The organism is Microbacterium sp. LWH11-1.2 (genome assembly GCF_038397745.1).
Classification (GTDB): Bacteria; Actinomycetota; Actinomycetes; order Actinomycetales; family Microbacteriaceae; genus Microbacterium.
This window is the reverse complement of the sequence record NZ_CP151636.1, coordinates 1,694,993-1,718,927: the sequence shown is the minus strand read 5'-3', so window position 1 is coordinate 1,718,927 and position 23,935 is coordinate 1,694,993. Positions and strand designations below refer to the sequence as shown.

The 23,935-nt window shown below is 69.8% G+C and carries 22 protein-coding genes; 8 read left to right on the top strand and 14 right to left on the bottom strand.

Annotated features, from left to right (window positions below):
* Positions 1-12: 12 nt before the first annotated feature.
* The 3 genes from MRBLWH11_RS08160 to MRBLWH11_RS08150 all read right to left on the bottom strand — a co-directional run bounded on the left by MRBLWH11_RS08160 (position 13) and on the right by MRBLWH11_RS08150 (position 6,887).
* Positions 13-3,780, bottom strand: a complete 3,768-nt coding sequence (locus MRBLWH11_RS08160) for a proline dehydrogenase family protein (protein ID WP_341947480.1) — start codon at positions 3,778-3,780, stop codon at positions 13-15.
* A 177-nt stretch (positions 3,781-3,957) separates the two neighbouring features.
* The gene (gene pntB / locus MRBLWH11_RS08155) at positions 3,958-5,355 is read right to left on the bottom strand and encodes a Re/Si-specific NAD(P)(+) transhydrogenase subunit beta (protein ID WP_341947479.1); all 1,398 of its coding nucleotides are present in this window, start codon (positions 5,353-5,355) and stop codon (positions 3,958-3,960) included.
* Positions 5,352-6,887: a Re/Si-specific NAD(P)(+) transhydrogenase subunit alpha gene (locus tag MRBLWH11_RS08150; RefSeq protein ID WP_341947478.1), complete on the bottom strand. Its 1,536-nt coding sequence runs from the start codon at positions 6,885-6,887 to the stop codon at positions 5,352-5,354. The genes pntB and MRBLWH11_RS08150 overlap by 4 nt, the downstream gene beginning before the upstream one ends.
* Before the next feature lie 208 nt (positions 6,888-7,095).
* On the opposite strand from MRBLWH11_RS08150, the gene MRBLWH11_RS08145 reads away from it, so the two are divergent.
* From MRBLWH11_RS08145 to MRBLWH11_RS08135, 3 genes are read left to right on the top strand one after another with little or no spacing between them, the layout of a single operon-like run.
* On the top strand, positions 7,096-7,812 hold the full coding sequence (locus MRBLWH11_RS08145) for a hypothetical protein (protein WP_341947477.1): 717 nt from the start codon (positions 7,096-7,098) through the stop codon (positions 7,810-7,812).
* Positions 7,809-8,369 (top strand): hypothetical protein, encoded by a 561-nt coding sequence (locus MRBLWH11_RS08140; protein WP_341947476.1) that lies wholly within the window; start codon positions 7,809-7,811, stop codon positions 8,367-8,369. Before MRBLWH11_RS08145 ends, MRBLWH11_RS08140 begins: the two co-directional genes overlap by 4 nt.
* Positions 8,366-8,953 (top strand): hypothetical protein, encoded by a 588-nt coding sequence (locus MRBLWH11_RS08135; RefSeq protein WP_341947475.1) that lies wholly within the window; start codon positions 8,366-8,368, stop codon positions 8,951-8,953. Before MRBLWH11_RS08140 ends, MRBLWH11_RS08135 begins: the two co-directional genes overlap by 4 nt.
* On the opposite strand, the gene MRBLWH11_RS08130 is transcribed toward MRBLWH11_RS08135, so the two are convergent.
* Both MRBLWH11_RS08130 and MRBLWH11_RS08125 read right to left on the bottom strand, forming a co-directional pair.
* The gene (locus MRBLWH11_RS08130; RefSeq protein ID WP_116633911.1) at positions 8,908-10,308 is read right to left on the bottom strand and encodes a hypothetical protein; all 1,401 of its coding nucleotides are present in this window, start codon (positions 10,306-10,308) and stop codon (positions 8,908-8,910) included. The two genes, MRBLWH11_RS08135 and MRBLWH11_RS08130, sit on opposite strands and share 46 nt — an antisense overlap.
* 42 nt (positions 10,309-10,350) lie before the next feature.
* On the bottom strand, positions 10,351-10,911 hold the full coding sequence (locus MRBLWH11_RS08125; RefSeq protein WP_116633910.1) for an acyl-CoA thioesterase: 561 nt from the start codon (positions 10,909-10,911) through the stop codon (positions 10,351-10,353).
* Positions 10,912-11,041: 130 nt separating this feature from the next.
* Here MRBLWH11_RS08125 and MRBLWH11_RS08120 point away from each other — a divergent pair, with 130 nt between their 5' ends.
* Positions 11,042-11,551 (top strand): GNAT family N-acetyltransferase, encoded by a 510-nt coding sequence (locus MRBLWH11_RS08120; RefSeq protein ID WP_116633909.1) that lies wholly within the window; start codon positions 11,042-11,044, stop codon positions 11,549-11,551.
* Between the two features lie 30 nt (positions 11,552-11,581).
* Here MRBLWH11_RS08120 and MRBLWH11_RS08115 read toward each other — a convergent pair whose 3' ends face one another.
* From MRBLWH11_RS08115 to MRBLWH11_RS08095, 5 genes are all read right to left on the bottom strand, one after another.
* Positions 11,582-12,733 carry an acetyl-CoA C-acetyltransferase gene (locus MRBLWH11_RS08115; protein ID WP_341947473.1) on the bottom strand — a complete coding sequence of 384 codons (1,152 nt, stop codon included), beginning with the start codon at positions 12,731-12,733 and terminating at the stop codon, positions 11,582-11,584.
* Positions 12,734-12,777: 44 nt separating this feature from the next.
* Positions 12,778-13,248, bottom strand: a complete 471-nt coding sequence (locus MRBLWH11_RS08110; RefSeq protein ID WP_341947472.1) for an ASCH domain-containing protein — start codon at positions 13,246-13,248, stop codon at positions 12,778-12,780.
* Positions 13,245-14,507 carry a cytochrome b/b6 domain-containing protein gene (locus tag MRBLWH11_RS08105; RefSeq protein WP_341947471.1) on the bottom strand — a complete coding sequence of 421 codons (1,263 nt, stop codon included), beginning with the start codon at positions 14,505-14,507 and terminating at the stop codon, positions 13,245-13,247. Before MRBLWH11_RS08105 ends, MRBLWH11_RS08110 begins: the two co-directional genes overlap by 4 nt.
* A gap of 437 nt (positions 14,508-14,944) precedes the next feature.
* Entirely contained in the window at positions 14,945-15,916 is a 972-nt protein-coding gene (locus MRBLWH11_RS08100; protein WP_341947470.1) for an electron transfer flavoprotein subunit alpha/FixB family protein, read from the bottom strand.
* A gap of 1 nt (position 15,917) precedes the next feature.
* On the bottom strand, positions 15,918-16,694 hold the full coding sequence (locus MRBLWH11_RS08095) for an electron transfer flavoprotein subunit beta/FixA family protein (RefSeq protein ID WP_116633905.1): 777 nt from the start codon (positions 16,692-16,694) through the stop codon (positions 15,918-15,920).
* 139 nt (positions 16,695-16,833) lie between these two features.
* Between MRBLWH11_RS08095 and MRBLWH11_RS08090 the strand changes: the two genes are divergently transcribed.
* The 3 genes from MRBLWH11_RS08090 to MRBLWH11_RS08080 are packed head-to-tail and all read left to right on the top strand — an operon-like array spanning position 16,834 to position 18,282.
* Positions 16,834-17,370 (top strand): MarR family transcriptional regulator, encoded by a 537-nt coding sequence (locus MRBLWH11_RS08090; RefSeq protein WP_116633904.1) that lies wholly within the window; start codon positions 16,834-16,836, stop codon positions 17,368-17,370.
* A gap of 1 nt (position 17,371) precedes the next feature.
* Complete coding sequence (locus tag MRBLWH11_RS08085; protein ID WP_116633903.1) at positions 17,372-17,842, top strand: SRPBCC family protein; 471 nt, start codon at positions 17,372-17,374, stop codon at positions 17,840-17,842.
* Positions 17,839-18,282, top strand: coding sequence for a YdeI/OmpD-associated family protein (locus tag MRBLWH11_RS08080; RefSeq protein ID WP_341947468.1), 444 nt, complete (start codon positions 17,839-17,841; stop codon positions 18,280-18,282). The genes MRBLWH11_RS08085 and MRBLWH11_RS08080 overlap by 4 nt, the downstream gene beginning before the upstream one ends.
* Positions 18,283-18,383: 101 nt before the next feature.
* On the opposite strand, the gene MRBLWH11_RS08075 is transcribed toward MRBLWH11_RS08080, so the two are convergent.
* The 4 genes from MRBLWH11_RS08075 to MRBLWH11_RS08060 all read right to left on the bottom strand — a co-directional run bounded on the left by MRBLWH11_RS08075 (position 18,384) and on the right by MRBLWH11_RS08060 (position 22,930).
* A complete protein-coding gene (locus MRBLWH11_RS08075) occupies positions 18,384-19,160 on the bottom strand; it encodes an enoyl-CoA hydratase-related protein (RefSeq protein WP_341947467.1) in 777 nt (258 codons plus the stop codon).
* A gap of 170 nt (positions 19,161-19,330) precedes the next feature.
* Positions 19,331-20,218 carry a 3-hydroxyisobutyrate dehydrogenase gene (gene mmsB / locus MRBLWH11_RS08070; RefSeq protein WP_341947466.1) on the bottom strand — a complete coding sequence of 296 codons (888 nt, stop codon included), beginning with the start codon at positions 20,216-20,218 and terminating at the stop codon, positions 19,331-19,333.
* On the bottom strand, positions 20,215-21,396 hold the full coding sequence (locus tag MRBLWH11_RS08065) for an acyl-CoA dehydrogenase family protein (protein ID WP_116633899.1): 1,182 nt from the start codon (positions 21,394-21,396) through the stop codon (positions 20,215-20,217). Before MRBLWH11_RS08065 ends, mmsB begins: the two co-directional genes overlap by 4 nt.
* Before the next feature lie 34 nt (positions 21,397-21,430).
* Positions 21,431-22,930: a CoA-acylating methylmalonate-semialdehyde dehydrogenase gene (locus MRBLWH11_RS08060; protein ID WP_341947465.1), complete on the bottom strand. Its 1,500-nt coding sequence runs from the start codon at positions 22,928-22,930 to the stop codon at positions 21,431-21,433.
* Between the two features lie 420 nt (positions 22,931-23,350).
* Here MRBLWH11_RS08060 and MRBLWH11_RS08055 point away from each other — a divergent pair, with 420 nt between their 5' ends.
* Positions 23,351-23,935 carry an antibiotic biosynthesis monooxygenase gene (locus MRBLWH11_RS08055; protein WP_116633897.1) on the top strand — a complete coding sequence of 195 codons (585 nt, stop codon included), beginning with the start codon at positions 23,351-23,353 and terminating at the stop codon, positions 23,933-23,935.

Genomic DNA, 23,935 nt, shown 5'->3' with positions numbered 1-23,935 from the left:
GCGCCGATCCGCTCAGATGACCTCGCTGAAGCGGCGATCGACGTTCCCGTAGCGATGCGCGGTGATGCTGATGGACTGCTCGTGCACGAAGGGCAGCAGCTCGATGCGCGCGGCCGCCGTCACCTCGCCGTCGTACACCGCGAGGTCGGGATCACCGCTCGACGCCACGGCCAGCGACGCATGGGCAGCGGCGACCGTGTCACGTCCGCCGACCAGACGCACGCGGTTCCGGCTCGGCGCAGGACGACGATCGCCCTCTGCGGGCTCGTCGTGGCGCAGCATCCGCTCGATCCACTCCGCCTCGGTCTCGAGGAAGACGACGGCGTCCAGATCCCCCAGCGCCCGGCGCACCTCGGCCGGCAGGCCGGTCGGGCTGGAGAGCACGAAACGGGCACCGGCGCGCACACCGGCGATCACGACGCGCAGCAGATCCTGCAGGGCCGCGTCGTCCGTCGCGCGGATCTCGACGGGCACCGGCCGGTAGCGGAAGAGGTTGCGCTCGACACCGAGTCGGGAGACGTCGCGCACCTGCCCGAACTCGCGATCCCAGGCCAGCGCGTCCGACAGGGCGGAGCGTCGCAGCCACTCGAACGGCTCGTAGGCGAGCGACGGCTGCGCCGATTCGATGAGGGCGGTGATCCGGGAGTCGAGACCGCGAAGGTGCAGGGTGCTGGATGCCGGCCCGCCGGGGTGCGAGCGCCACGACCCGAGTCCGATCAGGTAGTTCGGCCCGCCGGCCTTGGCGCCGGGTCCGACCGATGAGCGCTTCCAGCCGCCGAACGGCTGCCGCTGCACGATGGCACCGGTGATGCCCCGGTTGACGTAGAGGTTCCCCGCCTGCACGCGGTCGAGCCACTGCGCGAGATCGTCGGGGTCCTGGGTGTGCAGGCCGGCCGTGAGGCCGTAGGCGACCGCGTTCTGCAGCTCGATCGCCCGCTCGAGCGTGGGAGCGTGCATCACGCCGAGCACGGGACCGAAGAACTCCTCGGTGTGGAAGCGCGATCCGGCCTGCACGCCGACCCGGATGCCGGGGCGCCAGAGCCGTCCGCTGCCGTCGTCGTCCGCCGCGAGCTCCGGCCGGATGAGCCACTGCTCGTCGCCATCCAGCTCGGTCAGCGCCCAGGCGAGCTTGCCCTGCGGCTTCTCGATCACCGGACCGACCTCGGCGAGCGGATCCGTGGGCCAGCCGACGTGCAGGGAGCGGACGGCATCCGCCAGCTGCCGGGCGAAGCGCGGAGAGCGTCCGACCGGTCCGACCAGGATCGCCAGCGAGGCCGCCGAGCACTTCTGACCGGCGTGACCGAAGGCGCTCTTGACGAGGTCGGCGACGGCGAGATCGAGGTCGGCGGACGGCATGACGATCATCGCGTTCTTGCCGCTCGTCTCGGCGAGCAGAGGCAGATCGGGTCGCCAGGAGCGGAACAGCGCCGCCGTGTCCCAGGCGCCGGTGAGGATCACGCGATCGACCGCGTCGTGACCGATGAGCGCGCGACCGAGGTCGCCCTCCTCGATGTCGACGAGAGCGAGCACGTCGCGCGGGACACCGGCCTGCCAGAGGGACTCCGCGACCACGGCCGCCGAGCGGCGCGCCTGCGGGGCGGGCTTGAACACCACGCCCGAACCTGCGGCGAGCGCCGCGAGCACGCCGCCCGCCGGGATCGCGACGGGGAAGTTCCAGGGCGGCGTCACCACGGTCACCTTCGCGGGGAGGAAGGTCGCTCCCGCGATCGCATCGAGCTCGCGGGCCTTGGCCGCGTAATAGCGGGCGAAGTCGACCGCCTCGCTGACCTCGACGTCGGCCTCGGCGAAGACCTTGCCCGTCTCGGACGCCGCGACCTCGATCAGCTCGCCGCGACGCGACTCGAGGGCGGCGGCGGCGCGGAGCAGCACTTCGGCACGCTCGGCGGCCGGGCGGGAACCCCAGGCGGGAGCCGCGTCGCGCACCCGCTGCACGGTCTCGTCGAGGGCAGCGGGATCGTCGATCAGCGCGGCCTCGAGCGTGGTGCGGCCGGCCGTCGAACCGCGGATGCCGTCGCGCACGGAGCGCGCCCAGTCGCGGTTGGCCGGAAGCGAGGGATCGCTGTCCGCGGTGTTCGAGAATCCGGGAGCGCCGCCGGCGTCCTCCGGCGCTTCCCGCGCCGAGTAGACGGCGGTCTCGAGGAAGGCCTCGCCGTCGCCGTCATCCGATCCGCGCGAGATGCCGAGCACGGCCTTCGTGAGGTCGACCTCGGGGGTCGGGGCCGCGAGCGCCGGGCGCACCGACTCGTGCACGGGGGCGAGCCGGTCCTGCGTGCGACGGGGACCGATGCGCAGCGTCGGGTCGGTGGAGCGGTCGAGGGCGTCGAGGAAGCGATCCTGCTCGCGCACGAACAGGGCCTCGTCCTCGTCGAGCCGGAACGCTGCGGAGAGGAAGTTGTCGGCCGACGCGTTCTCCTCGAGCCGGCGCACCAGGTAGCTGATGGCGACGTCGAACTCGGCCGGCTCCACGACCGGCACGTACAGGAGCACGGCGCCGACCTCGCGGGAGACGGCCTGCACCTGCCCCTGCGCCATCCCCAGCAGCATCTCGAACGCGATCGGCGGTTGCCCCGCACCCGGAACCTGGGTCCCTGAGCTCGTCGAAGGGCGGACTCCGCGTTCCCCGGCCAGCAGCCAGGCGTACGCGATGCCGAAGAGATTGTGCCCGGCGATGCCCAGCTTCACCGCGGCGGTGCGCTCGGGGGTCAGCGCCCAGTCGAGACAGCGGAGGTAGTTCGCGTCTGTGTCGAGCTTCGTGTCGTAGGTCGCCGGGGTCCAGCCGTGCAGCCGCGCCTCGACGTTCTCCATCGCGAGGTTCGCGCCCTTCACGAGGCGCACCTTGATCGGGGCTCCGCCGTGCGCGACCCGGTCCTGCGCCCACGCGGTGAGCTCCTGCAGGGCGGGGAGGGCATCGGGCAGGTAGGCCTGCAGCACGATGCCCGCTTCGAGGTGCTGCAGTCGCGGGTCCTCGAGGATGCGCGTGTAGACCGCGATCGTGAGATCGAGGTCGCGATACTCCTCCATGTCGAGGTTGATGAAGGTCTGGGTCCCTGAGCCCGTCCCCTCTTGGGTCCCTGAGCCTGTCGAAGGGCCCGCCGCCGTCAGATAGAGCGGCATCAGCCGCTCGACCACCAGGTCGACGACCTCGTCGAACGCCCACATCGAGATGTGGCTGATGATCGCCGACACCTTCACCGAGACGTAGTCGACGTCGGGGCGGCGGATCAGCTCGTGGATGCCATCGAGCCGACGCTTCGCCTCGGCTTCGCCCAGCACGGCCTCGCCGAGGAGGTTGAGGTTGACGCGCGCGGCGGTTCCGGTGGTCGTCGAGGGCGTGCGGATCTTCTCCAGCGCCGGTCCGAGCTTCGCGGGGCGGGCGTCGACGACGAGGTGCCCCACCATGTCGCGGAGCACCCGCCGGGCGATCGGCACGACCGGGGACGGCAGCACCTGCGCCATGCCCCCGCCGAGGCGCACGGCGGAGCGCAGGTACCACGGCAGGAACTCGGGCACGATCGGAGCGATCCGGTGCAGCTGGGATGCGGCCGCGGCCAGGCTCTCCGGACGCATCACGCCGTCGACGAAACCGAGGGTGAAGGGGAGCCCGTTCGCATCCTGCAGCACGCCGGCGAGCCGCTCCGCCGCGGGGTCGACCTCGGCCGCCGCGGCCTCGGTCACCCAGCGGCGCGCGAGCTCGACGGCACGATCCGCGAGAGGAGCGGATGCCACGGCATCCGCGGAGGATGACGACGACTCTGCCATGGTCTCCACATTAGGTCTGGATGCCGCTCGAGCAGCGGACGCCACCCGGTCGACGCCGCCACCTGTTCGCAATCGCGTCCACCGACGTGCGCCCGGCAAGGAGAAGTGCGCTCCACATGGTTGAATCCGCGGGATCCGTCCTCGCCAAGCGCACTTCTCCTTCGCGGGCGCACGCCGCTACAGTGCCGCGATGATGTCCTCCACCTTCTGCTTCGCGTCGCCGAACAGCATCGAGGCGTTGTCGCGGAAGAACAGCGGGTTCTGCACGCCCGCGTATCCGGCGGCCATCGACCGCTTGAACACGATGACGTTCTCGGCCTCCCACACCTTGAGCACCGGCATCCCGGCGATCGGGCTCGACGGGTCCTCAGCCGCGGCCGGGTTGACCGTGTCGTTGGCGCCGATCACGAGCACGACCGAGGTCGATGCCAGGTCGTCGTTGATCTCGTCCATGCTGAGCACGATGTCGTACGGCACCTTCGCCTCGGCCAGCAGCACGTTCATGTGCCCCGGCAGACGGCCGGCGACCGGATGGATGCCGAACCGCACGTCCACGCCCCGCTCGCGCAGTCGGCGCACGAGGTCGGCGACCGGGTACTGCGCCTGCGCGACGGCCATGCCGTAGCCGGGGGTGATCACGACCGACTTCGCCTCGGTGAGCATCTCGGCCGCGCTCTCGGCGGTGATCTCGCGGTGCTCGCCGTACTCCTCGTCGGTGGCCGTCGGCGCGGCGATGCCGAATCCGCCGGCGATCACCGACAGGAACGAGCGGTTCATCGCCTTGCACATCACATAGGAGAGGTACGCACCCGACGAGCCGACGAGCGCACCCGTCACGATCAGCAGGTCGTTGTTCAGCAGGAAGCCCGCGGCGGCCGCCGCCCATCCGGAGTAGCTGTTGAGCATCGAGACGACGACGGGCATGTCGCCGCCGCCGATCGAGGCGACCAGGTGCCATCCGAGTGCGAACGCCAGCACCGTGACGCCGATCAGGAGGGCGAGCTGCTGGTCGTTCACGAACCAGACGGTGAGCGCGACGAAGGCGACGAGCGCTCCGACGTTCAGCACGTTCTTGCCCGGCAGCATGAGCGGCTTCGACGACATCTTCGCCGAGAGCTTCAGGTAGGCCACGATCGATCCGGTGAACGTCACGCCGCCGATGAAGATGCCGATGAAGACCTCGGCGTTGTGGATGCCCTCGAGCTGCGGAGCGATCTTCGGGTGGGCGAGATAGCCGTTCCAGCCGACGAGCACGGCGGCGAGGCCGACGAAGCTGTGCAGCAGCGCGATGAGCTCGGGCATGCCGGTCATCTCGACCGAGCGCGCCCGCCACAGGCCGATGGCCGCGCCGACGGCGACCGCGGCGACGAGCAGGCCGAGCCCGAGGAAGGCGCCCGTGGTCCAGGCATCCGCCATGGTGAGGGCGACGGTCGCGAGCAGCGCGATGGTCATGCCGGAGATGCCGTAGACCACGCCGGAACGGGCGGACTCGTGGCGACTGAGTCCCGCGAGACTCAGGATGAACAGCAGGGCGGCGACGATGTAGGCCGCTCCCGCGAGGGCGTCGACGGTCACTTGTGGCCGCCCTTCGTGAACATCGCGAGCATTCGGCGGGTGACCGCGAATCCTCCGAAGATGTTGATGGATGCGAGCAGCACGGCGATCGCGGCGAGCACCTGCACGACCGGGATCGAGGAGGTGACCTGCAGCATCGCGCCGACCACGATGACGCCGGAGATGGCGTTCGTCACCGACATGAGCGGCGTGTGCAGGGCGTGGTGCACCTTGCCGATCACGTAGAAGCCGATCACGACCGAGAGCACGAGCACGGTGAAGTGCTGCGGCAGCGGAGCGGGCGCGAACGCGTTCACGGCGAACAGCGCGGCGATGCCGAGCACGATGAGGGCGACCTTGCGGCCGGTCGACATCGTCTTCGGCTTCGCGATCTCGACTGCCGCCTCGACCGCCTTCGCGGGAGCGGCCGCGACCTGCACGGCAGGCGGCGGCCAGGTCACGGCTCCGTCGCGGACGACGGTGACCGAGCGCTGCACGACGTCGTCGAAGTCGATCACCAGCTGCCCGTCCTTCGCGGGCGTCAGGAGCGCCACGAGGTTGGCGAGGTTCGTGCCGTACAGCTGCGAGGCCTGCGCGGCGAGGCGCGAGGCGAGGTCGGTGTACCCCAGGATGATGACGCCGTTGTCGGTCACGGTGCGCTCTCCGGCGACCGAGCCCTCGACGTTTCCGCCCTGGCCCGCGGCCATGTCGACGATCACGCTGCCCGGCTTCATCAGGGCGACGTCGGATGCCGTGATCAGACGCGGCGCCGCGCGACCGGGGATCAGCGCGGTCGTGATGATGATGTCGACGTCGGCGGCCTGCTCGGTGTAGATCTCCGCCGCACGCCGGTTGTAGTCCTCGCTGGTCGCCTTCGCATAGCCGTCGGAGGATGCCGCGACCGCGACGTCGACCGGCAGATACGAGCCGCCGATCGACGTGACCTGGTCGGCGACCTCGGGGCGCGGATCGGTGGCGCGGACGATCGCGCCCAGGCTCGACGCGGCACCGATCGCCGCGAGACCGGCGACACCGGCTCCGGCGACCAGGACCTTGGCGGGCGGCACCTTGCCGGCAGCGGTGACCTGCCCGGTGAAGAAGCGTCCGAACTCGTGCGCGGCCTCGACGACAGCGCGGTAGCCGGCGATGTTCGCCATCGAGCTGAGCACGTCCATCGACTGCGCGCGCGAGATGCGCGGCACCGCGTCGAGGGCGAGCGCGGTGATCCCCCGCTGGGCGAGCGACTCGACGAGGTCAGGACGGAGTGCCGGCGAAAGCAGGGCGATGAGCGTCGCCCCATCGGCGAGGAGTGCGATCGCCGCGGCATCCGGTGCGGTGATCGCGAGGACGATCTCGCTCCCCCATGCCCCTGCACGGTCGACGAGCGTCGCACCGGCCGCCTCGTACTCCGAATCCGGGTAGGACGCTGCTGCGCCTGCTCCCCGCTCCACGCTGACCGTGTGGCCCAGCTTCCGCAGCGACGCGATCGTCGCCGGGGTGGCCGAGACCCGTGCTTCGCCCGCAGGCTCCCGCACGATGCCGATGACTGCCACTTGCTCCTCCTCCGCCCGTCTGCTCCGACGGGGTCTTGCGGGCTACCGTGCCCGTATGTTCCGCTCACAGTACTGAGAGGAGACGGCAGCGCCCTGCCCTTCTGGTCACATTACGAGAAAAGAATTCCATTTCTTGCGGAATACGTATGCCGTGCACCGGGCACCGCTCCCCACCGCGCAAGCGCGCCCGCGGCTCTATGCTGTTTCCGTGAACGCGACACCGCCGGGCGAGCCGGGAGCGCAGCCCGATGCCCGCGGCGTCGCATCCGCGAACGCGGGGGCGCGTGCCAAGGTGCTCGGATGGGCACGGCGGAGCATCGATCTCATCCCGACCTCGTGGCTGATCACCGGTGCCGGCGCTGTGCTGCTCGGTGCCACCGCGATCTTCGGCGGCCTGGAGGCCGCGGCGGTCGACCCGACGCCCACCGTCGCAGTCGGCGAGACGTTCGCGGGATCCGACCTCGAGATGACGATCGTCGGCGTCGAGCTGCGCGAGGAGCCTGGCAACGCCGCCCTCTATCCGGACGAGGAGAAAGACGAGCGCGTACTCGTGGTCGTGGTCGACGTCGTCAACACGTTCGACACACCTCGAAGCTCGTACAGCGGTGACAAGATGTCGCCGGTGGTCAACGGAATCCACCTCGAGGGGATCGATGAGAAGCCCTCTGTTTCGCGCGCCGATGACGGAGCGGGCAGTCCGATGCTGCAGCCCGACGTGCCCGTCCGCCTCCTCCTGGCCTGGATCGTCGGCCCCGACGACTACCGCGACGGCGACGAAGTCCAGCTCACACTCCCCGATTCGACCCATTACGTCGGCAAGAGCGTGATGCGGGGCGACTACTGGACTGACGCCCGCGTCGGAGCCACGGTGACCGCCGAGGTCGTCGAGGTACCGGCCGAGGTCGACGAGGAGCCCGTGCCGTGAAGCAGAGGATCCTGGTGTGGGCTCTCACGCTCGTGCTGCTCGCCGGGGCGTGGGGCGTGTCCAAGGCGACGCTGCCCGACGACGCCTCGACCGCGGCGTTCCCGACCGTCGCCGCGCTCGACGAGCCGGCCTCTGTGCGCAACCTCGAGGTCACGGTCACCGATGTGCACGTCGCCAGCCGCGTGACGGATGCCGACGGCTGGTCTGCCGAGGGCACCTGGGTCGTGGTCGATCTGGAGGCCGCCTCGGTCGTCACCCAGGAGGCCGCCATCCTCGGTCTCGCCGAGCTGGTCGTCGGCGATCGCACCTTCAGCGCCACCGACCGCGGAACGACTTTCGCCAAGCAGCGGCTCGTCACCGGCGTCGCGCGCGCCGGAAGCCTCGCGTTCGAGCTCCCCGCCGACGCCCTGGTCGGCACTGCCACTCTCCGGCTGGGCGTGCCGAACGGATCGCCGAACGAGGTGCTGCTCGACGGTCTCATCGAGCTTCCGATCGTGCTCGACGATCTCCCGGTCGAGGTCGAGGTGCTCCTGGACGAGAACGGATGGGCGCGATGACGATTCCCCCTCCCCCGATCCGCGAGCAGCCGCAGCCGGAGCCGGAGCCCACGCGGTCGCCGTCGTGGTGGCGGCGCAATCGCCTCGCCCTGATCGCCCTGGTCGTGCTCATCCCGGGGACGGCCATCGGCATCGGGTGGCACGAGTGGCACCAGTACTACGGGTTCGAGGCCCGTCCGTTCCAGCCGATCGTCGTCGAGGAAGACGCGTCGGCCGAGCTCGTCGGAGCGACCTGGGGCCCCGTGCGCGGAGGCGAGATCGATGACCTCAGCGGATTCGATGTCCCCGACGGCGCGAAGGTGATCGCGGTCGGCGTTCCCGTCGACGCCGGGACGGACGGCGTCACGTGCACGGCTCCGGTCCTCGTGCATCAGGCGAGCGGTCGCGAATGGCAGACGGCGCGGTCCGAGATGGGTCTGCTCTCCGATTCGGAGGAGCCGGAGACCTGCGTGAGCGACGAGAAGGGTGATTACGAGCTGATCGTCCCCTTCGTCGTCCCGGACGATGTCGAAGGCCCGTTCTGGGTCGACGTCTGGCCTCAGGAGGCGGGCGGATCGTTCCTCAGGTTCACGCTCGAGGACTGACCGCCGACCGCATCCCGCGGCGGTGCCGACACGACCGCGGCGGCGACGGCATCCGCTGAGGCAGGCAGCAGACCGGCGGCGTCGGCGACGGCGCGCATCTCGGTCTCCTCCGACGACACGGTCGCGGAGTCCGCGCGCTCCTGCGGGCGGCGGCGCAGACGCCCCAGTGTCGCGTCGTAGGCACCGCTGATGACGGCGATGCGCAGGGGCTCGGTGAGGAGCAGCGGCACGATCGAGACCACCGGCAGGATGATCGCCCAGGTCAGGAACTCGTGCGGGCCGATCAGCCTCGTGATCCCGAGCGAGAGGTACGACTCGAGCGCCTTCACAGCGACGTAGAACAGCGCATACGAGGCGACCAGCAGTGGCCCGGCCCGCCACATCAGCAGGATCGCGCGCCCGATGGGCCGGAAGCGCGCGCCGAGCTCGTCACCGAGATCCTTCAGCCTCCGCACCACAGGGTTCGGTATCACGGTCGCATGCTGGCGGAATCGGGAGATCAGCTGGTTCTCCACGCGCAGCTTCTCCGCGACGATCGCCTGACCGAACACGACACCGGCGATCGTGAGCCAGGCGAGCGGAGCGAGGAGCACGGGGCCCGCCTCGGTGAGCACCCATCCGATCGCCTCCCACAGCCAGCGCAGCGGCGCGACGGCATCCAGGATCCGCTCCCGCACATCCTCCAGGAACGCCATGGCCGCACGGCTGTCCACCCACGCCTTGATCGCGTCGAAGAGATCGCCCAGCAGGATGACCGAGAAGAAGACCCACACGACCTCGAAGTAGACAGCCACAGGCGCGAGCCAGGTCGAGAGCTTGGCCGACCACTTCGACCACGCCCACCGCCCGGCGAAAGCGATCACGATGATCGCGACCGTCCAGACGTTGAAGGGCAGGTTCAGGACCGTGTCCTGATCGCTCACCGGGCCGTCGCCGTTGACACTGGCGGTGAAGATGATGCCGGAGCGCACCTCCAGGGCACGCGTGGAATAGGCGTTCACATCCTCGCGGAGCAGTCCCTGCGCCCAGTACACGGCGAAGAAGGGCAGGATGCCGGCGAGCAACGCCGAGAGGAAGGTGCGCCGACGCTCGACCGGATCCGCGGGAAGAGGGGCGACCTCCTGCAGGTTGCGCAGGCCATCGCGCAACACGAGGAACATCGCGACGATGCTGATCAGTCGCGCGAGGATGCCGATCGGGAGCACGAGGAAGCCGAGCGTCGCCGAGGAGGCTCCGATGAATCCTGCGACCTGGCCGATCACGTACTGCACGAGCACTCCGGCGAGGTACCACGCCATGAGTGCCGGCCAGTGCCTCATCAGCACGCGTCCGGTCGTGGTCAGGATCCCCAGCACGGCCCTAAACTACCGCGTCGAGCGCCATCCGGAATACCGGCGCTACGACCAGACGCTCGGCGCCTTCGTGCGCACGGGAGGAAGAGCGGATGCCGCGGCCCAGTCGTGCACCCACGGATCGATCTCCGGCACGCCATCGGGCTTGCCGACCGCGGCGAAGAGCTCCTCATTGCTGACGGTGCCGCCGGTGCGGCGCAGCATCCGCGCCCGCACGATCGCGCGTGCGTAGACCTCGCCGTCGACCACGGCCCGGTGCTCCATGAAGAGAGCCTTCTCGTCGTGGCCGATGAACCGCGACTGCACCTCGAAGCGCTGCCACAGCTGCAGCGACTTGCGGAACGTGATGGTCTCGCTCGAGACGACCGCGTACCAGCCGCGCTCCTTCATGGCGTCGAAGAGCCCCGTGCGGATGAGCTGGTCCCAGCGCCCGAGGTCGAACAGCGACAGATACCGGCCGTTGTTCATGTGCCGCAGGATGTCGAGATCGGTGGGGAGGGTCGTGACGCGGACGGTGCCGACGGCCGTCGGGTCGAGCGTCTTTCCCCGACGCACACGGCGACGAGCACGGAGGATCACGAGGAGCGTGCGCCAGATCACATTCACGAAGATCGATCGTAGCCATCGACGAACGATCCGCGAACATCGTTGTACGAATCCTCCATCGGTTTCGATCACTCCGCGCACGGCATCCGTTCGATTTCCTGATCTGGAATGCCGCGCGTAGAGTCGCGGCATGAGCGCCGAAGCCCAGCCTGAAGTCATCGTCCGTCCGGTCCGTGATGTGGACGCGGAGGCTCTCGGTCGCGTGCACGCCCAGTGCTGGCACGAGACCTACGACCACCTGATCAGCAAGGCTGCGCTCGAGCGGGTCTCGCCCCGCCGCATGGCGGAGCTGTGGACGCACTGGGCGGCCCAGGGCCCCGAGTTCACCATGAGGGCCGCGCTGGTCGACGGCGAGATCGTCGGGTTCGTCGGCTCGGGCCCCGCCCGTGACAAGGATGCCCCGGCATTCCGCGAGCTCTACTTCATCTACCTGCTCGACGCGCTGCACGGCACCGGCATCGGCCAGAAGCTCTTCGACGCCGCCGTGGAGAAGGACGAGCCGCTGTACCTCTGGGTCGCCGAGGACAACCCCCGCGCGCACCGGTTCTACACGCGCAACGGCTTCACGCTCGACGGCGCCACGCACACCGAGCCCTTCCTCGGCGAGACGCTGACCGAGGTCCGCTTCGTCCGCTCCTGAGTCGGGCGCCGCGGGTCTCGCAGACGCGCGTCAGAGTCGCTCGATGATCGTGACGTTGGCGACGCCACCGCCCTCGCACATCGTCTGCAGTCCGTAGCGGCCCCCGGTGCGCTCGAGTTCGGCGAGCAGCGTGGTCATCAGGCGTGTCCCCGTGGCGCCGATCGGGTGGCCGAGGGCGATCGCTCCGCCGTTGACGTTGACCTTCTCGTGAGGGACGTCGAGCTCGCGCATCCAGGCGAGCACGACCGAGGCGAACGCCTCGTTGATCTCGAACAGGTCGATGTCGTCGATCGTGAGGCGGGTGCGTTCGAGAGCACGCCGAGTCGCGGGGATAGGCGCCGTGAGCATGAACACGGGGTCGTCGCCACGCACGGAGATATGGTGCACACGAGCACGGGGCACGAGGCCGTGCTCTTTCACCGCCCGCTCGCTCGCGACGAGCACGGCGCTCGACGCATCGCTGATCTGCGACGAGACGGCGGCCGTGATGCGGCCGCCGGGACGCAGCGGCGCGAGGCCCGCCATCCGCTCGAGGGTGGTGTCGCGACGGACGCCCTCGTCGTGGTCGAGGCCGCCCAGCGGGGCGATCTGACGCGCGAAACGGCCCTCGTCCTGGGCGAGCGCCGCCCGGCGGTGGCTCTCGAGCGCGAACTGCTCCATCTGCTCCCGGGTGATGTCCCACTTCTCGGCGATCAGCTCGGCGCCGACGAACTGCGAGATCTCCTGGTCGCCGTACCGCACCTGCCATCCGGGCGACTCCGCGTACGGCGTCGTGAATCCGAACGCCTCCCCCACGAGGGCCGACGACGTGAGCGGCACCTGCGACATGTTCTGCAGCCCGCCCGCGATCACGAGGTCGGCCGTGCCGCTCATCACGGCCTGCGCCGCGAAATGCACGGCCTGCTGACTCGACCCGCACTGGCGGTCGATCGTGACGCCCGGAACGTGCTCCGGGAAGCCTGCGACCAGCAGGGCGGTGCGGGCGACGTTGCCGGCCTGCCCGCCGATCGCATCGATCGTGCCGAGGATGACGTCGTCGATCAGCCCCGGGTCGATGCCGACCCGGTCGACCAGCGCGCGCAGGCTGTGCGCACCGAGATCGGCAGGATGGATGCCGGAGAGCGAGCCGCCGCGCCTGCCGACCGGCGAGCGCACCGCGTCGACGATGTATGCCTCTGCCATGCTCTTCTTCCTCTCCCTCGTCGCGCGCGTGCGCGTTCGCGGGTTCACGCGGCGTGGATCAACCGGAACCGCTCGCACACGACCGGCATGTCGGGCGCATAGCCGCGGGCGTTCTCGGAGTGCTCACGCCAATACCGCTCGTGAACCTCGCGCCAGTGCGCGAGGGTACGGTCACCCTCACCCTCGGCGCTGGCGTGCACCTCGTCGACCTCGTCGAAGGGGACGATCTCGACCGCCGTGGTCTCGATCACCGCTCGGGGTGCACCCGCCCCGTCGAGGATGATGCTCATCTCTCCGACCGCCGGCAGCGGGTCCCCGTTCGCCTCGTAGTCCCACAGGGACGACGCGGTCCCGTCCTTCAGCCCGGCGAGCACCAGCGCGAGGAGCTCATCGGCCTGCCAGGGGGTCGCGCCGAAACCCCACGCCTCGGGCGGGGTCTCCGGCAGCTCCGGCAGCGCCGTTCGCGCATCGCGCCAGTAGTCGGCGATGCGCGCGTCGTCGCTCTCCGGGCTCACCGGCCCGACACCTGGCCGAAGAGCTTCGCGATCGGCGCGAGCACGAGCGGTCGCGCCGCGAACCAGGCGACCGCCAGCACGACGAGCGAGGCGATGAACACCCAGAAGCCGGTCCAGGTCACGGCATCCTGCGATGCGTACATGTGGTTCAGGTTGCGCAGGAACCCGGTCAGCATCACGAGCGCGACGTGGGCGATGATGAACGCCACGAAGTACAGCATGATCGGGAAGTGCAGCGCCCTGGCCCACTCGACGGGGTAGGCCTTCGACAGCTTTTCGGCCTTCTTCGGCCACAGTCCCGACATCCGGAAGCCGGTCGCGACGGCCAGTGGCGCGGCGATGAACACGGTCGCGAAGTAGGCGAGCTGCTGCAGGCTGTTGTAGTTGTTCCAGCCGTTCTCGTGCGGCCAGTCGAACGACACGTACTGCAGCGCGGCGGAGAGCGCGTTCGGGAAGACCTCCCAGCTCGTCGGCACGATGCGCACCCAGTGCCCGGTGACGAACAGCAGCACCACGAAGATCACGCCGTTGATGATCCACAGCAGGTCGAGCGCCTGGTGGAACCACAGGGTCAGGCTGATCTTGCCCTTCTGGTTGCCGCGCGGCGTCCAGAAGACCGTCGGCCGCTTCTCGCTGCGCACGCGCAGCCCCGACCGGATGATCAGCACGATCAGGAACATGTTGAAGAAGTGCGCCCAGTTGACCCAGGGCGCGAAGCCCGGCTCGACCGCGATCGCGGGCTCGTACTCGCCGGGGAAGGCGGCGAGGAAGTCCTGCATGAACGGGAAGCTGAGGAGCGTGCGCACGAACGCGATCGCCGCACCGGCGACGAGGCCCAGAGCGGCGGCGGCGAGGAGCCCGGCGATCGCCTGCGGCCACGTCGGAAGACGACGAGCGGATGCCGGCGCGGCGGCCACGTGGCGGGGTGCCCGGCCGTTCCAGACGGTGCGGGTCCACGGCAGCGGGGTGTCGAGGTCGGCGGAGAGGAGGGCGGCAGGCGCGGATGCTTCGGGCTGGACGACGACGAGGGCGCCGACGTCGGACGCCCGGTCGTCGAGGGAGGACGGCGAAGCCGACCGAGACGAAACGTCTCCCGACGCGGGAGCCGTCCCGGCCGGAGGCCAGGGCTCGCCTCCGGCGACGCGTGGAAGACCTCGACGGACCGAGGACTCGCCGGGTGCCGGCGTCACGGCGGCTGCCGCAGCCACGGGCGTCGCCACCGCCTCGGGCGCAGCCGACGCCGCGTCGGGGGTCGACACACCAGATGTCGGACCGGTTGGGGTCGAATGTCCGACATCTGGCATGTCGGCCCCCACGGTGGGCGCGGCGCCACGGTCAGTCGCGGAACCGACCGCAGCCGTGCCGGCGGGTGGCCAGGGCTCGCCGCCGACGACGCGAGGCAGACCGCTACGCATGCGCGCGACCGGACCTTCCGCGACCTGGGTCCCTGAGCTTGTCGAAGGGCCCACGGCGGAAGACGCTTCGACAGGCTCAGCGACCCAACTGGGAGTCACCTCTGCACTGCTCGCAACCTGGGTCTCTGAGCTCGTCGAAGGGCCCGCACCCGCAGACGCATCGACAGGCGCAGCGACCCATTCGGCCGCGGCATCCGCCGGGGGCCACGGCTCACCGCCCGGCACGCGCGGGAGTCCGCGCCGCATGCTCGCCGGTCCCGGAGCCTGACGAAGGGCCATGTCTACTTCTTCCGCGCCTCGAGCGCGGCGATGACCTGCGGCACGACGGTGAAGAGGTCGCCGACGATGCCGAAGTCGGCCACGTCGAAGATCGGCGCCTCGCCGTCCTTGTTGATCGCGACGATCGTCTTCGAGGTCTGCATGCCGGCGCGGTGCTGGATCGCCCCGGATATGCCGAGAGCGACATACAGCTGCGGGGACACCGAGACCCCGGTCTGTCCGACCTGGTGCGACTGCGGGATGTACCCGGCATCCACTGCCGCGCGCGAGGCGCCGACGGCGGCGCCGAGCGCATCGGCGAGCTCCTCGACGAGCACGAACTTCTCCTTCGATGCGAGGCCGCGTCCGCCCGAGACGACGCGCGTCGCCCCTCGGAGCTCGGGCCGGGAGGAGGCGACCTCGACCGCCTCGACCGCGCCGGCTTTCGCGGCGACCGCACCGGATGCCGCGACCTGCAGCGCCTCGACGGTCGGAGATGCCGCGGCCTCGGCGCGCGTGTCGACCGCGCCCTGCCGCACAGTGATGACGGGGGCGCCGAAGGTGGCAGCCGCATCGACGAGATACGAGCCGCCGTAGACGGAGTGGTGCGCGACGATGCCCTCGTCGTCGCGCGAGACGCCGACCGCATCCACGGCGAGAGCGAGTCGAGCGCGCACGGCGAACCGTCCGGCGACGTCGCGGCCCGTGATCGAGTTCGAGACGAGCACGGCATCCGGCTCCACCCGGTCGAAAGCGGCCTGCAGCGCGTCGACGATCGGCACGGTGAGCGCCGTGGCGTCGCCGTCGGCGGTCAGCACGACCGCAGCGCCGGCGACTGCCGCGGCATCCACCGCCGCCTGACTGCCGCCGACCACCAGCGCGATCGGGGCGCCGATCGTCGACGCCGCGCCGATCAGTGCGGCTGTGCTGCTCGCGGCATCGCCCGACGGGTCGACGTCGATGAGGACGAGGATGGGGTTCTCGGGATAGGTCATCTCACACCAGCCTGTTCTGCACGAGGTACTCGACGAGCTTCTCGGCGGCATCGCCCTCGTCGGTGATCTTCACGCCCGCCGCCCGCGGCGGCTTCTCGGCCACCGCGGTCATGATGGTGCGCGGCGCGGCGGCGGGGTCGGCCGAGACCTCGAGGTCGGCGAGCGAGAGCACGTCGAGCGGTTTCTTCTTCGCAGCCATGATCCCCTTGAAGTTCGGGAACCGGGCGTCAGGGAGCGCCTCCGTGATCGAGATCACGGCAGGAAGCGGAGCGGAGATCTGCTGGCCGCCGGCATCCGCGGCGCGCGTGCCGGCGACGGCATCCGCGGTGATCTCGACGGAGCTGAGGGCGGTGGCCTGCGCGAAGCCGAGGTGCTCGGCGAGCATCGCCGGGATCACGCCGCCGGATCCGTCGGTCGACAGGTTCCCGGTGATCACCAGGTCGGGAGCACCGCGGCGGATGGCCGCGGCCAGCACCTCGGCCGTGAGTCCGAGATCCGCGCCCGCCAACTGCTCGTCGGCGATGTGCACGGCTGACCCTGCGCCGATCGCGAGAGCGCGTCGGACGGATGCCGTCGACCCCGCGGGTGCCATCGAGAGGGCGACCACCTCGGTGCCCTCATTCTTGTCGGCGAAGGCCAACGCGACCTCGAGGGCACGCTCCGTGATCTCGTCGAGGACCACATCGCCTGCCGCCCGATCCGCGAGGCCGGTCTCGAGATTCAGCTTGCGATCGCCATAGGTGTCCGGCACCTCTTTGACCAGGACGAAGATCTTCATCGATTGCTCCTCACGACTGCTGCAATTCTAGACCGCGATACTGAGTCCCAGCACCTCTGCGACTGAGACCCAAGGACTCCGACGATGGCGCGTCGCGCGCCGTCCCGACGCACCGGCCTCCCGCCGCTACCGTAGGGATGTGGCCCAATCCCGACCGCTCCCCGTTGATCCGCTCGCCGAGGCGAAGCGGCAATGGCTCGCGCACGGATGGACGGATGCCGCCGACGGCATGACCGTCGTCACCTCGGTCATGCGCGCGCAACAGCTGCTGCTCGCCCGCGTCGACGCCACCCTGAAGCCGTTCGCGCTGAGCTTCGCCCGCTACGAGGTGCTGCGCCTGCTGGCGTTCAGCCGCGCGGGGAGCCTGCCGCTGTCGAGCGTGGTCGCCCGGCTCCAGGTGCATGCGACCACGGTGACGAGCACAGCCGAGCGGCTCGTGCGGGACGGCCTGATCGTGCGTGCGCCGCACCCCTACGACGGCCGCGCCGCGCTCCTCGCCCTGACGGATGCCGGCCGCGAGCTCGTCGAGCGGGCGACCGAGGCCCTCAACGCCGACGTCTTCGCCGATCCGGGTCTCAGCCGCGACGATGCCGCCGAGCTCGTCGCGATCGTGGCGAGGATGCGCAAGGACGCCGGCGACTTCGCCGACCCGCGCCCCCAGCCCGAAGCGCTCTGACGTGGCGCGGTTCGTTCTCGAGACGATCATCGCCGCCCCACCGGCCGAAGTCTTCGGCGCCTCGCTCGATCCGGGCCTGCACGTGCGCTCCATGGCACGGTACGGCGAGACGATGGTCGAGCCTCCGGCGGGCGGGGTGTTCACCGAGGGCTCGACCGTGACCTGGCAGGCGCGCCATCTCGGCATCCGCTTCCGCCTGCGCTCGGTGGTCTTCGACATCGATCCGCCGCGCGGATTCTCCGATCGGCAGATCGCCGGCCCCTTCGGGGCCTTCCTGCACGAGCACCGGTTCGACGAGCATCCGACCGGCACCCTCATGCGCGACACCGTGACCTTCCACTCGCCGTTCGGTCCGCTCGGCCGGCTCGTCGATGCCGTCTTCATGCGCGCGTACATGCGCCGGCTGATCGAGGAACGCAACGCGATCCTCTCCGCGGAAGTCGCGGGACACGGGCGTAATCTGTCGGCATGAGCGAACTGCGCCTGCACACCGTCCTCACCGGCCGTGGTCCCGCCGCGGCGATCCTGCTCAGCGACGAGCAGGTCGCGTCCTTCGGGGCAGGCAAGGCCTTCCCCGTGGCCGTCACGATCGGCGGACGCACGGCGCGACTGCGCCTGGCGCGCATGGGCGGCGAGAACATGATCGGCTTCACCAAGGCCGTGCGCGCGGATCTCGGACTCGAGATCGATCAGGAGATCGACGCCGTCATCCGGGTGGACTCCGCCGAGCGGACGGTCGACGTGCCCGACGAACTCGCCACGGCGCTGGATGCCGACCCGGCCGTGCGTGCGGCGTTCGACGCGCTGAGCTATTCGGCCCGCAAGGAGCACGCCCGCACGGTCGCCGACGCGAAGCAGGAGGCGACCCGGGAGCGCAGGATCGCGAAGATCGTCGACGGTCTCCGCAGCTGACCGTTCATGATTCAGCAGGATCATGGCTTCACCGGCTCTGGCGAGTCCTTTCCGGGCACATCCGCCGGATTCTTGCTGAATTGTGAACACCCCGACACCCGTCACCGGTTCTCGAACTGCGGTGCACGCTTCTCCCGGAAGGCCGACATGCCCTCCTTCTGATCGGCGGTGTCGAAGAGCGCGGCGAAAGCCTGCTTCTCATGCGCCAGCCCCTCGGCGAGCGTCGTCTCCATCGCCGCATCCAGAGCCGCCTTGGCCGCATAGACCGAGGGCAACGACTTCGAGGCGATCGTCTCGGCGAGCGCCGAAGTCTCGGCCAGGAGATCGGATGCCGGGACGACGCGCGACACGAGACCTGAGCGCTCCGCCTCCTCGGCGCCCATGAAGCGTCCGGAGAGCACCAGCTCAGCGGCCTTGTAGTACCCGACGGCGCGGATCAGACGCTGCGTGCCGCCCATGCCCGGAATGACGCCGAGATTGATCTCCGGCTGTCCGAACTTCGCGGTGTCGGCGGCGAGGATGATGTCGCACATCATCGCCAGCTCGCATCCGCCGCCCAGCGCGAAGCCGGAGACGGCAGCGATCACCGGCGTGCGCACCGCCGCGAACTCATGCCAGACGCCGAAGTGGTCGGTCTCGAGCATCTCCGCGGCCGACATGCTCTCCATCTCCTTGATGTCGGCACCCGCCGCGAACGCCTTCTCCGACCCGGTCACGACGACCGCACCGACACCCTCGTCCTCGTCGAAGGCGACCGCTGCGGCCGTGACCTCTTCCGCGAGTCGGCTGTTGAGGGCGTTCAGCGCCTCCGGCCGGTGCAGGGTGATCCACCCGACGCGTCCGCGCTGCTCGACCAGGATCGTCTCGTACTCGGTCATGTGGCCCTCTCCGTCGTGGTCATCCCAGTATCGCCCTGCGTGCGGTCTCGTCGCTCGACCCGGATCCGCAGTTCCCGGCGCAGTTTGCAGGTCGAAAAGACAGATGCAGGTCTCGATGCGCGGATGCGACCTGCAGATGTATCGCCGACCTGCAAACTGGCGGGCATCGGTCAGTCGGTCGCGTCGCGGATGTCGGTGATGATGCCGGAGAAGTCCCGGCCCGCACCGTCGCCCGCAGCGAACGCGGCGTAGATCTGCTGCGCGAGCCGTCCCATCTGCGCATCCGTCGACGTCTGCTCGATCGCCTGCAGCGCGAGGCCCAGGTCCTTGGCCATCAGCGCGCCGGCGAACCCCGGCTGGTAGTCCCGGTTGGCGGGGCTCGTCGGCACCGGTCCCGGCACCGGGCAGTTGGTCGTGATCGACCAGCACTGACCGGACGCCTGCGAGACCACGTCGAACAGCGCCTGATGCTCGAGGCCCAGACGCTCCCCCAGCACGAACGCTTCGGCGACCGCGATCTGCGACACCGCGAGGACCATGTTGTTGCACACCTTCGCTGCCTGGCCGAGGCCCGGTCCGCCGCAGTGCACGGTCCGCTTGCCCATGACCTCGAGCAGCGGAAGGGCAGCGGCGTAGTCCTCGTCGGACCCGCCGACCATGAAGGCCAGGGTGCCGTTCTCGGCCCCGACGACGCCGCCCGACACGGGAGCGTCGACGTTGCGGTGACCGGCGGCGATCGCCAGTGCATGCGCCGCACGGGCTTCGTCGACCGCGATCGTCGATGACTCGATGAACAGGGTGCCGGGGCGCGCGGCGGCGAGCAGCTCGGAGCGGTACGCCTCGATCACGTGCTTCCCCGCGGGGAACATCGTGATGACGACATCCGCGTCGGCCACGGCATCCGCCCCGCTCGACGCCACGGCGATCCCCGCCGCCTGCGCCGCCTCGATCGCGGCGGGCACCAGATCGAACCCGTGCACCTCGTGGCCCGCGGCGACGAGGTTCTTCGCCATCGGCAGACCCATGTGCCCGAGGCCGAGGAAGGCGACGCTCGTCATGATGCACTCCGCATCGACGACGACCCCGCGGGTCGCAGCATCTCGCGACCGACGATCAGGCGCATGATCTCGTTCGTCCCCTCGAGGATCTGGTGCACGCGCAGGTCGCGCACGACCTTCTCGATCCCGTAGTCCTGCAGGTAGCCGTATCCGCCGTGCAGCTGCAGCGCGCGGTTCGCGACGTCGAAGCCGGCGTCGGTGGCGAAGCGCTTGGCCATCGCGCACCGCATGGTCGCATCCGGGGCGTGCTGGTCGACCGCCTCAGCGCCGTCGCGCACCATCAGGCGAGCCGCCTGCAGGTCGGTGCGCATGTCGGCGATAGCGAACATGATCGACTGCTTCTCGGCCAGGGGCTCTCCGAAGGCGACCCGCTCGTGCACGTACTGCACCGCCCTGTCGAGCGCCCACTGCGCCCCGCCGAGCGAGCATGCGGCGATGTTGAGCCGACCGCCGTTGAGCGCCGACATCGCGATCGCGAAGCCGCGACCCTCCTCACCGAGAAGAGCGGATGCCGGAACGCGCACCCCGTCGAGGATCACCTGCCGCGTGGGCTGGGCGTGCCACCCCATCTTCTTCTCCGGCGCTCCGAAGCTGAGTCCCTCCGCGTCGCCGGCGACCAGGAACGCGCTGATGCCGCGGGCGCCCGGCTCTCCGGTGCGCGCCATGACGACGTAGACCGCTGCCTCACCCGCACCGGAGATGAACTGCTTCACGCCGGTGAGCACGTACTCGTCGCCGTCGCGGACCGCACTGGCGGCGATGTTCGCGGCATCCGAGCCGGCACCGGGCTCGGTGAGGCAGTAGCCGCCGAACTCCTGCATCGCGGTGAGCTGCGGCAGCCAGGCACTCCGCTGCGGGTCGTCGCCGTACGTGTCGATCATCCACACGACCATGTTGTGGATCGAGATGTAGGCGGCCACCGCGGGGTCGCCCTTCGCGAGTTCCTCGAAGATCGCCACGGTGTCGGTGCGGCTCAGGCCCGTGCCGCCGAATTCCTCGCGGACGTAGATGCCGCCGAGCCCGAGCTCTCCGGCCTTGTTCAGCGACTCCCGCGGGAAGATGTGCTTCTCGTCGCGCTCGGCGGCGTACGGCGCGAGCTCGGTCTCCGCGAAGTCGCGGACGGCGTCGAGGATGGCCTCGCGCTCTTCGGCGGTGGTGGTGACGGTGGTCATTGTCATTTTCTCTGGATCCCTGAGCTTGTCGAAGGGTGGGTCAGTGCATGGTCGGGATGACGAAGCTGGCACCGTCCTTGATGCCCGATGGCCAGCGGCTCGTCACGGTCTTGGTCTTCGTGTAGAAGCGGAACGCGTCGGCGCCGTGCTGATTCAGGTCGCCGAAGCCGCTGCGCTTCCAGCCGCCGAACGTGTAGTAGGCGATCGGCACCGGGATCGGCACGTTCACGCCGACCATCCCGACCTGCACCCGGGCGGCGAAGTCGCGGGCGGCATCTCCGTCGCGGGTGAAGATCGCGACGCCGTTTCCGTACTCGTGCTCCGACGCCATCCGCAGGGCCTCCTCGTAGTCGGCCGCCCGTGCGATCACGAGCACCGGTCCGAAGATCTCCTCGCGGTAGATCGCCATGTCGGTCGTGACGTGATCGAACAGCGTCGGGCCGAGGTAGAAGCCCTCCTCGTAGCCGTCCACGGTGAAGCCGCGGCCGTCGGCGAGAAGCGTGGCACCCTCGTCGATGCCCTGCTGGATGTAACCCTCGACCCGCTCGACCGCGGCGCGGGTCACGAGGGGTCCGTAGTCGACGTCCTTCGCGAGCGACGGGCCGATGCGCAGCTGCCCCACCCGCTCGAGGAGCTTCGCGGCCAGCGCGTCGGCGGTCTCCTGCCCGACCGGGACGGCCACGGAGATCGCCATGCAGCGCTCCCCCGCCGAGCCGTAGCCGGAGCCGATGAGCGCGTCGACGGTCTGGTCGAGGTCGGCATCCGGCATCACGATCATGTGGTTCTTCGCGCCGCCGAAGCACTGTGCGCGCTTGCCGTGCGCCGCGGCGGTCGAGTAGATGTACTCGGCGATCGGGGTGGACCCCACGAAGCCGACGGCGCGGATGCGCTCGTCGGTGAGCAGCGTGTCGACGGCTTCCTTATCGCCGTGCACGACGTTCAGCACGCCGGCGGGAAGACCCGCTTCGAGGAAGAGCTCGGCGATGCGCACGGGCACGGAGGGGTCGCGATCGCTGGGCTTGAGCACCACGGCGTTGCCCGCGGCGAGCGCCGGACCCGCCTTCCACAGCGGGATCATGGCGGGGAAGTTGAACGGGGTGATCGCGGCGACCACGCCGAGCGGCTGCCGCATCGAGTAGACGTCGATCCCGGCCCCGGCCCCCGTCGAGTACTCGCCCTTGAGGAGGTGCGGGGCACCCGCCGAGAACTCGATGACCTCGAGGCCGCGCTGGATGTCGCCCTTGGCGTCGTCGACGGTCTTGCCGTGCTCGCTGGCGAGGAGCTCGGCGAGCGACTGCATCTCGCGCTGCACGAGATCGAGGAAGCGCAGCAGCACGCGGGCGCGCTTCTGCGGGTTCGTCGCGGCCCAGGCGATCTGCGCCGCCTCGGCGTTCGCGATCACCTCGCGCACCTCGTCGGCCGACGCCAGGGGCACACGAGCCTGCACGGCGCCCGAGCTCGGATCGAACACGTCGGCGAAGCGACCGGTGTCCGGGGTGAGAAGCGATCCGCCCACGAAGTGCGGGATAGTACGAGTCATTGTGTGACATCCCTCCGAGCCATCATTGGCACATTGGGAGTTTACTCCGGCATCCGATTATTTACTAGGACATCCTTGTAAATGAGGAACAGCGTCTGCGCGCGGATGTTCGCACCGCGTTCACCGTCCCGTCACCTCGGTCGATTACAACTGCAGATGCGCGGGCAAGGAGACTCAGACCGGATCGGGTAGTCACATCATCCGCGCACTCGGTGAGCACTCTCGCTCCCGTCGCGGTGCCCACGCCGCGAGACCCCCGCCGAATCGGGTCGGCGGGGGTCCTCTCTTTCCCGGGAGCCTCATGAGATCGCGTGATTCCGCGTGCCCGCCGAGCCGAAATAGAATCGACGTGCGCCCGCACCCCGGCGCAGCCGCTTCGGCAGCCCGTGATCCGGGCTCCCCGTCTTCGAGGACTGCATCGTGTCCGAACCCATCACCGTGTCCATCCGCCGCGAGGTCGACCCCGACCGCATCACCGAGGCGACCGTCTGGGTGCAGACGGGCGTGAACCTCGCGACGAAGTATCCGGGATTCCTCGGCTCCGGCTGGGTCCGCGCCGGCGAGGACTCCCAGATCTGGCACATGCTCTACCGCTTCGCGAACGAGGAATCCCTCGTCGCATGGGAGAAGTCCGGCGAGCGCGAATGGTGGCTCTCGATGGGCGAGGGCTTCATCCGCAGCGAGCGCTCCAAGCGCCGCACGGGCATCGAGGGCTGGTTCGACGAGCCGACCACCGGCAGCATCACCCTGCCGACGCCCGAGGGCGGGACCACCACCGTCACCGTCGCGCCCGCCCCTCCCCGCTGGAAGCAGGCGGTCTCGATCTGGCTGGGTTTCTTCCCCGTGAACCTCGCGTTCACCTACGCCATGAGTCCCATCCCCGGCTGGGATGCCCTGCCGATCTGGCTGCGCGTGCTCGCCACGACCCTGGTGCTCACGCCGATCATGACCTACTGGGTGCTGCCCTTCGTGACCCGTTCGCTGCGGAGCTGGTTCGCGCGCTGA

What these genes read in the sequence shown, in the direction of transcription:
- MRBLWH11_RS08095 (WP_116633905.1), bottom strand. Translation starts at nt 16,694, where the DNA reads ATGAAGATCTTCGTCCTGGTCAAAGAGGTGCCGGACACCTATGGCGAT.
- MRBLWH11_RS08100 (WP_341947470.1), bottom strand. Translation starts at nt 15,916, where the DNA reads ATGACCTATCCCGAGAACCCCATCCTCGTCCTCATCGACGTCGACCCG.
- mmsB (WP_341947466.1), bottom strand. Translation starts at nt 20,218, where the DNA reads ATGACGAGCGTCGCCTTCCTCGGCCTCGGGCACATGGGTCTGCCGATG.
- MRBLWH11_RS08065 (WP_116633899.1), bottom strand. Translation starts at nt 21,396, where the DNA reads ATGACAATGACCACCGTCACCACCACCGCCGAAGAGCGCGAGGCCATC.
- MRBLWH11_RS08080 (WP_341947468.1), top strand. Translation starts at nt 17,839, where the DNA reads ATGAGCGAACTGCGCCTGCACACCGTCCTCACCGGCCGTGGTCCCGCC.
- MRBLWH11_RS08075 (WP_341947467.1), bottom strand. Translation starts at nt 19,160, where the DNA reads ATGACCGAGTACGAGACGATCCTGGTCGAGCAGCGCGGACGCGTCGGG.
- MRBLWH11_RS08120 (WP_116633909.1), top strand. Translation starts at nt 11,042, where the DNA reads ATGAGCGCCGAAGCCCAGCCTGAAGTCATCGTCCGTCCGGTCCGTGAT.
- MRBLWH11_RS08115 (WP_341947473.1), bottom strand. Translation starts at nt 12,733, where the DNA reads ATGGCAGAGGCATACATCGTCGACGCGGTGCGCTCGCCGGTCGGCAGG.
- MRBLWH11_RS08135 (WP_341947475.1), top strand. Translation starts at nt 8,366, where the DNA reads ATGACGATTCCCCCTCCCCCGATCCGCGAGCAGCCGCAGCCGGAGCCG.
- MRBLWH11_RS08060 (WP_341947465.1), bottom strand. Translation starts at nt 22,930, where the DNA reads ATGACTCGTACTATCCCGCACTTCGTGGGCGGATCGCTTCTCACCCCG.
- MRBLWH11_RS08160 (WP_341947480.1), bottom strand. Translation starts at nt 3,780, where the DNA reads ATGGCAGAGTCGTCGTCATCCTCCGCGGATGCCGTGGCATCCGCTCCT.